Raw genomic sequence first — 1,368 nt, 5'->3', positions numbered from 1 at the left:
ATCAAGAGCGTCAGAATGTCGATGTAATCCTCCCGCGTCTGCGGCCCATCCACCAGGAACCGTGCGCCCGCCCGCTGACGCAGCGCATCGTCCACATTCTCCGGATAGTTGGAGAACATGCCAAAGGTGCAATTGCCCCGCACCACGGTATTGGCGCCGGCAAAGGCCTCCATGAACACCGCCGTCACCTCCTGCTGGCCGGCGCTGGACTGCCGGTCGCCGCGTTTTCCTGTGATCTGGTCGATGTCGTCGATGGTGCCAAAGCCGATGACACCGGGGTCGATCACGTTCTGAATGAACGATTTGGCGTTCTGGCCGGATTTGCCCTGATAGCTGTCAATATTGTCGATGCCGAAATTCTGGTAGCGGAAGGCATAGCCCGCATTCTGGCAATAATCATGCATCAGCCCCGCCATCATCTGGATCAGCGTCGTCTTGCCCGTCCCCGGCTTCCCGTCCCCCATGAAGGTAAAGATGAACCCGCCCATTTCGGCAAACGGGTTCAAACGGCGGTCGAAATCATAGGCCATCAGCATTTTAGCCAGCCGCAGGGCCTGATATTTGGCGATATGGTTGCCGACCACCTCATGCGGCTTCTTGAACGCCATGGTGAGGGTAGTGGATTTCGCCTTGGCCGCGGCGTCAAAGCCGCTGATGGTCAGATCATCTGCCTCCACCCGCCAGGCAGCGGACGTGAAGGCTTCCAGCCGGCCTGCATTCTGCGCCCTGAGCGCCGCCTTCTCCAGCAGCTGCTCGGCATAAGCTGCGGTGGCAGCGATCAGATGCGCATCGTCGGGGGCATACAGCGCCAGCTTCTGATCCAGCTCCCACAGCACCCCATGCAAGGCAAGCGGCGCATTATCCGTTAGCAGCTCCTCCGCCTCGCCCACCTCAGCCTGCGCTTCGGACCCGTGCGGCGCCAGCAAAAACGCCACGGCATTGGCAAAGACATGCGCCGATACCAGCGCCTCCGCCGCCAGCAGCTCGGTGAACTCACCTTTGCGGGCCGCGTCCAAGGACCCCGCCAGATTGGCCCGTTTCAGTTCACCCAGACCGGACACATCCGCATAAGCCTCCCCCATCGCCAATGAGATCGCCAGGGCCCGGCGCAAAGCGTGCTGCAAGGTCGCCTGCAGCGGCGTGGTCAGCGGATCATCCTCATCCGCGGCCTCGATACGGGCGATCAGATGGACGCCTTCGGGCCGCGCGGTGGAGCGCGTCACCAGCCCCGGCGTGGTCGAGCGGAACCGCCGCCGCGTGCCAATCCCCGCCGAGCGCTCCGGCGCCTTTCTCTCCACGGTCGGCCTGGCAATCCGCGGGGTGTGATCAAATCCCTCCAGCAGCGCCGCCGCAGCGGCGTAATGCTTG

General features: G+C 63.1%; 1 protein-coding gene. It reads right to left on the bottom strand.

Annotated elements, in window-relative coordinates; genetic code table 11:
- On the bottom strand, positions 1 to 1,368 hold a 1,368-nt coding region (locus A2I95_RS38280), incomplete at both ends, for an ATP-binding protein (protein ID WP_291737634.1).

It is taken from the genome of Leisingera sp. F5 (assembly GCF_001593695.1).
Note: the sequence above shows the minus strand (reverse complement) of the source record. Positions and strands in the feature narration are given on the sequence as shown.